General features: G+C 40.1%; 4 protein-coding genes. 3 read left to right on the top strand and 1 reads right to left on the bottom strand.

Annotated elements, in window-relative coordinates:
- Positions 1-200 precede the first annotated feature (200 nt).
- From OQ5_RS0105955 to OQ5_RS0105945, 3 genes are all read left to right on the top strand, one after another.
- Entirely contained in the window at positions 201-1,493 is a 1,293-nt protein-coding gene (locus tag OQ5_RS0105955) for an AAA family ATPase (RefSeq protein ID WP_016776609.1), read from the top strand.
- Entirely contained in the window at positions 1,483-2,070 is a 588-nt protein-coding gene (locus tag OQ5_RS0105950) for an RloB family protein (protein WP_016776608.1), read from the top strand. The genes OQ5_RS0105955 and OQ5_RS0105950 overlap by 11 nt, the downstream gene beginning before the upstream one ends.
- A gap of 812 nt (positions 2,071-2,882) precedes the next feature.
- Positions 2,883-4,856, top strand: coding sequence for an alpha-L-arabinofuranosidase C-terminal domain-containing protein (locus OQ5_RS0105945; RefSeq protein ID WP_044107645.1), 1,974 nt, complete (start codon positions 2,883-2,885; stop codon positions 4,854-4,856).
- Positions 4,857-4,871: 15 nt separating this feature from the next.
- Here OQ5_RS0105945 and OQ5_RS0105940 read toward each other — a convergent pair whose 3' ends face one another.
- Positions 4,872-5,657, bottom strand: coding sequence for a hypothetical protein (locus tag OQ5_RS0105940; protein WP_016776606.1), 786 nt, complete (start codon positions 5,655-5,657; stop codon positions 4,872-4,874).
- Between the last annotated feature and the right edge of the window lie 343 nt (positions 5,658-6,000).

The raw sequence follows: 6,000 nt of genomic DNA, 5'->3' as shown, positions 1-6,000 counted from the left end.
ACACTAAATTGAGAAATAATAAAGGTAATTGTCGTTTATGGAATAAAAAGGACAATTGCGATAGGTAACGTTGTGCCTAGCGCAAAAAACAAATCCACCAATCTATATTAAATTCATTATTTGCGAGAATTACGCAAATTAACATTATATTCCTTGTTTCTTTGTCGTATTTAAACTATATTTGCACAAAAACATAAGAAATGCTAATCAGATTTAGTGTAAAAAATTTCAGGTCAATACGTGATAACGCAGAGCTATCATTAAAAAAGACAAGTTTGCGAGAATTGAAATCCAACACCTTCCAGAGTGGAAATAATAAGCTAATCAAATCAGCTGTTATATACGGACCAAATGCCTCAGGAAAGAGTGGACTTCTCCGGGCATTTAAAGCGCTTGAATATTTGGTACGAAGGTCATCATTCTTCAAACCAGACGAAAAGATAGCTGCTTATGAGCCTTTCAAATTAAACGTTAAAAATGTGAACTCTCCTGTTTCAATGGAGATAGAATTTTTGCATGAGAAAAATCAATATTTATATCATATTGACTTTACACAGGGAAGAGTTGAACTCGAAGAGCTTTACCACTATCCTAACTCTACTCGAACGTTACTTTTTTCGAGAAAAACAGATAATCCAATAAAATTCGGAGAATCTTATAGAGGCGGAAAAAAAACGATTGAAAAACTATTACTTCCAAATCAGTTATTTCTATCTAAAGCAGCAGAAAATAATGTAGAATCTTTGCTTCCTGCATTTTCATTTTTTGGAAAAGGAATGATGGTTTTTCCTTTTCTGGAAGACTATCGTGAAACTTCTTTAAGCAAACTTTATGCAAAGAGACTCGCTGAAAACAAAAACTCAAACTTTTCTAAACGCTTTAATAAACTCATTTGTGCTTTGGACACAGGAATAGTAGGAATACAGGCAGAAGAAGTTGACTGGAGCAATTTTGAGTTTCCAAGCAATATGCCGGATGATGTGAAGGAAAGATTTCAGGAACAATATAAATATGATATAAAAACACAACACCCAATTTTTGACGGAGAAAATGAAATTGGAATAAAGAACTTTGAAATTGACGAAGAGTCAACAGGAACGAAGAGTTTATTCGTGATTGGCGGTATTATTCTTGACGCCTTAGAAACAGGAAGAGTACTAGTTATTGATGAATTTGAGAAGAATCTGCACCCAAGTATTACACAATTCTTAATCAATCTATTTCACAATGAAATCACTAACCCCAAAAACTCACAGTTAATTTTTGCCACCCACGATATTACACAACTTTCAAACGATAATTTCAGACGAGATCAAGTTTGGTTCACAGAGAAGGATGAATTTGGTTCAACTTTACTCTACAGATGCTCAGACATTAAAGGAATTCGCTTAGGCACTCCCTTAGATAAATGGTATTCTTCGGGTAGGTTTGGGGCTACACCGATTATTAATGACTCCGACTTCCTCATAGAAATGCAAACCGATGAAGATTAACAAGCCAAATAAGCGAATATTAATACTTTGCGAAGGAATCACTGAATATTTATACGCTAAATCCTTGCAAAGTGAGTTGCCAAGAAAACTTCAAAGATCAATATCAATTGAAATTGACTACAATTCTCAAAATGACCCGAAAAGTTTAGCCGAAGAAGCAAGAAAGAGAAAAAGCAAAGCTATAAAAGAAAGGAACTCCTACGACTCAGTTTGGCTGTTTTTTGATCATGACAATTGGCCTCAATTAGAAGCAGCATTCAGGATTGTTGACTCAGAAGGATTCTGTATTGCATACAGTGCAATATGTATCGAACATTGGTTTATTCTACATTTTGAAAATTGTGGTAGAAGTTTTCAGGACGGTGCTGAAGCCCTGAGATTTTTAAAAACTAAGTGGCCTGAATATCACAAGACCAAGCTAAAACATTATCAACTCTTAAAAAATTACTTAGATACTGCAATTGAAAGGGCCAAAACTCTGAGAAGAAATGTTCAGACAGACTTACCAAAATACCAGCGAAATCCATATTTCACCATAGATAAGCTGATTGACTTTTTTAATCATTTAAAAGAATAAAAAAAACACGAAAGCACAACAATGGGTATGTGGTGGCAATAGTTGGTGAAGTAGGTTGCAAATGCACTGAATTTATCTATTCAATTAATGCCCAGAAAGAAAAGCACAAAACAACAATCGAGTAGATGGCTGGTGAGCCATTAGCACGCCGGAGCACCTCTCACATTCACCCTGTGAAATCAACTTATTTCACAGGGTAAACCGCGCGTACGGGTCTTCCCGTTTAAGATCGGAACAGCCACTTTAAACCATGGGAAACAGTTGATTTATAAGAAATAATTAATCTCTTAAGGTCATATAGAACGAGTCCCGGATGATCGGGACTCGTTCATCTTCGTGGTTTTGGAAATCGTTTTAAACATTGTGACCATAGAAAGCCATAACCTAAAAGCTGAAAATGGGCAGGACGACGTATGCCACTCTGTTCCTTGTTTATGGTAAGTTTCCACTTGTTCCGAAGATCGATGTAAATCCGGTTACCTGCTTGTCTTGCTTCGAAATCGCCAACAAAATATACCGCTTCCGGTTTGACAATTTAATTTTAAAAAATGTATTTTTGACTTTTAATCCTTGCACGTAATATAATTTCACACTATTTTGGTCGCAGATTTATGAATATCCATAGTCATTTTAAAAAATCTAACAATCCATGAGTACTGTCTAAAAACCATCTTTATTGTCAAACTCTTTGTTGTTTTAATTTTTTGCATCCTTATTAACAACAGGTTAACTCCGATCCAAAAATTTAAAACGCTTTGATTTTAAAAAGTATGTCTTTTTACACCACTCTCATCCATAAAACCTTCAATGCTATGAAAAAAGTACTTTTAGTTCTGGCTTTGATCTACACAATCTCCGGCAATTTCGTCCATGGACAACATGAGATAAAAGTAGATATTGACCATCCAAAAGCGAGTATTCAACCTTACATGTGGGGTATTTTCTTTGAAGACATCAACTTTGGCGCCGACGGGGGGTTCTATGCCGAGCTGGTCAAAAACCGTTCTTTCGAATTTTACGAACCCATGATGGGCTGGCAGGAAACATCGAAAGACGATGGGAACGGCAAAGTCTTTATCCTGAAACGGGAACAGAAAAAGCCTGAAAACCCGACATACATCCGCATCGACAGCCGAAATGATGACGGCATGTTCGGTGTCATGAACGAAGGTTTTCGCGGAATGGGCGTGCGAGCCGGCAACCGGTACAATTTCTCGGTCATTGCCCGCAAAGTTGGAAACAACAACCCTGAAATATCAATAGAATTGCTCAGCTCAGACGGGAAAGTCATCGGGCAGACTTCCATCACCGGATTCCCGGAAGACTGGAAAAAGATGAAAGGCTCCTTTAAATCATCCCAAACCGACGCGAAAGCCACACTGCGGGTAATGGTCGATGGAACAGGAATTGTTGATATGGATATGATCTCCCTGTTCCCCGAAAACACCTGGAACAAGCGGGAAAACGGACTTCGTGCCGATCTCGTGCAAATGCTGTACGATCTTCATCCCGGTTTCCTGCGTTTCCCCGGCGGCTGCATTGTTGAAGGCCATGACCTGAGTCTTCGTTACCAGTGGAAAAAGACAGTGGGTCCGGTCGAAGACCGTGAAATGATCGTCAACCGATGGAACACTGAATTTTTGCATCGCCATACGCCCGATTATTATCAATCGTTCGGTCTTGGATTTTATGAATATTTCCTTCTGGCTGAAGACCTGGGTGCCGAACCGCTTCCCATCCTGAATTGCGGAATGGCCTGCCAGTATAATACAGGTGAGCTGGTTCCCATGGATGAACTCGACCCCTATATTCAGGATGCACTTGATCTGATTGAGTTTGCCAATGGCGACACCACCACCAAATGGGGAAAATTGCGTGCAGAAATGGGTCATCCCGAACCTTTCAACATGAAATTCATAGGAATTGGCAACGAACAATGGGGTGAACAGTATGTGGAACGTTATCAAAAATTTGCTGAAGTCATCAGTAATAAACATCCCGAAATTATGCTCGTTGGCGGTTCCGGCCCAAGGCCTGAAGACGAACGTTTCCATTATCTCTGGAAGGAGATGAAGGATGAAAAAGTGGACCTGATTGACGAACATTATTACATGAGCCCCAAATGGTTTTTCGAGAATGCCGGCCGCTACGACGATTACGACCGGAACGGCCCTAAAGTGTTTGCAGGCGAATATGCAGCCCATGGTCCGGATAATGAAGACCCTGCCTCCAAAAATTCATGGTTGAGTGCCCTGAGCGAAGCAGCCTTCATGACAGGCCTGGTTCGTAATGCCGATGTGGTACATATGGCATCTTACGCTCCACTAATGGCGCACATTGAAGCCTGGCAGTGGCGTCCCGACCTCATCTGGTTCGACAACCTGAACGTGATGGGAACACCCAACTATTACGTGCAAAAACTTTACTCAAACCACACCGGCAGTGAGGTTTTAAACATCACTATGAATGGTAAACCTGTCACGGGGCAGGATAAATTGTATGCCAGCGCTTCAGTCGATAAAAAAGCCGGGAAGGTTTACGTTAAGCTGGTCAATGCTTCAGAAGAGGCACAGGAAGTAAATGTAGACCTAAACGGCAAAGCCAAAATCAGCAAAAAAGCAACGGCTTACCTGATGACTGCCGACAATCCCCTGGCATATAACACCCTGGAAAATCCAAAAAACATTGCACCGGTCGAAACAGAAATGAAACTTAAAGGACAAAGCATTAGTGAGGCATTAAAGCCAATGTCGTTCTATGTCATTGAAATGGATGCGAAGTTTTGAGCGATGATTGTTGCTTTACTCCACCCTTCCCGATGCATACATCCCGATATACGTTCCTCCATATCCACCGGTGGTTGCGTTGTTAAGGTAAGAGGCATCCAGCCCTTTGGCCAGGATTTCCCAGGTCTCATTATCTTCAGAAATAAGAAAATTCATGGTGTTGTCGTTCCCCTCTGCTCTAAGGTAAACCGGATGACCCGCTTTCCAATTAATTTTTTTCATTGCCAGGCGTTTCTTCACCGGTTGTCCGCCCCTCACTATGGTTTTCTCTACAAAAGCCTCCATTTGTTTATTGTTGCAACTTAATCCAAGATAATAGTTACTGGTTTCCGTTCTGAAACAAAGTAATCCGGCTGTATCGTCGGGCCCTTCGGGTGTAAAACTCAGGGCTGTTGTTGCAACAAACCGGAGATGTTGTAGCCGGTGTCCGATAAATGCAGGATTTTTCATTTCTCTGAAAGAAACCGGTCTGAAATCAAGTTTCAGGGCATCATCCTCAAGTTCAAACCATTTTTCGCGAGGTGTCCGGATAAAATTCCAGTAGAAAGCCAGAGAGTCTTCAGAAAAATCGTCGTGTATAGAAAAGTTTTCCGAAGAAGAAACTCCGGCCGAAGTATCACTGCCGGTATGTGATGCTTTGACATCAGACGAATTCTGAGCATAAAGTTCATCATTTCCCTCATATACAAACCAGAGAAACTTTGCTTCAGCCTGACTTGAATGTTTCTTCTCACACGATGTAAAAACCACAACAAACAGAAAAAAAAGACAAACAATTGTATTGTTCAGAATTGCTCTCATATCAATAAAATGTAAGAATATTAAATATCAGATGCCCTAAAGCACGCGGGAAAGGAAGGGTTGGTTGGCAGATCAAGGCTGCTCAGGATAATTCAAAAAAAACCGGCAGCATGCTTTTTTTACAGCTGCCGGCATTATCTCATTCTCAATGATGAGTTTACTTCTGAAAATCACCTTTTCTGAGCTAACTCATCTATCATAGCCATAGAGAACGTTTAATAAATGAGTTCAGATGCTGTCCAAAAAGAAGAAAGAATGAACAACTTACAATTCATAATTTTTGGACAGTCTCCAGACTTATTAATTAGTCTCCGTCCATAAAGTACCACTTGCTTCGTTACGC

The organism is Anaerophaga thermohalophila str. Valhall, from assembly GCF_000250735.1.
Lineage (GTDB): Bacteria > Bacteroidota > Bacteroidia > Bacteroidales > Marinilabiliaceae > Anaerophaga > Anaerophaga thermohalophila_A.
This window is presented reverse-complemented; position numbering and strand designations above follow the sequence as displayed.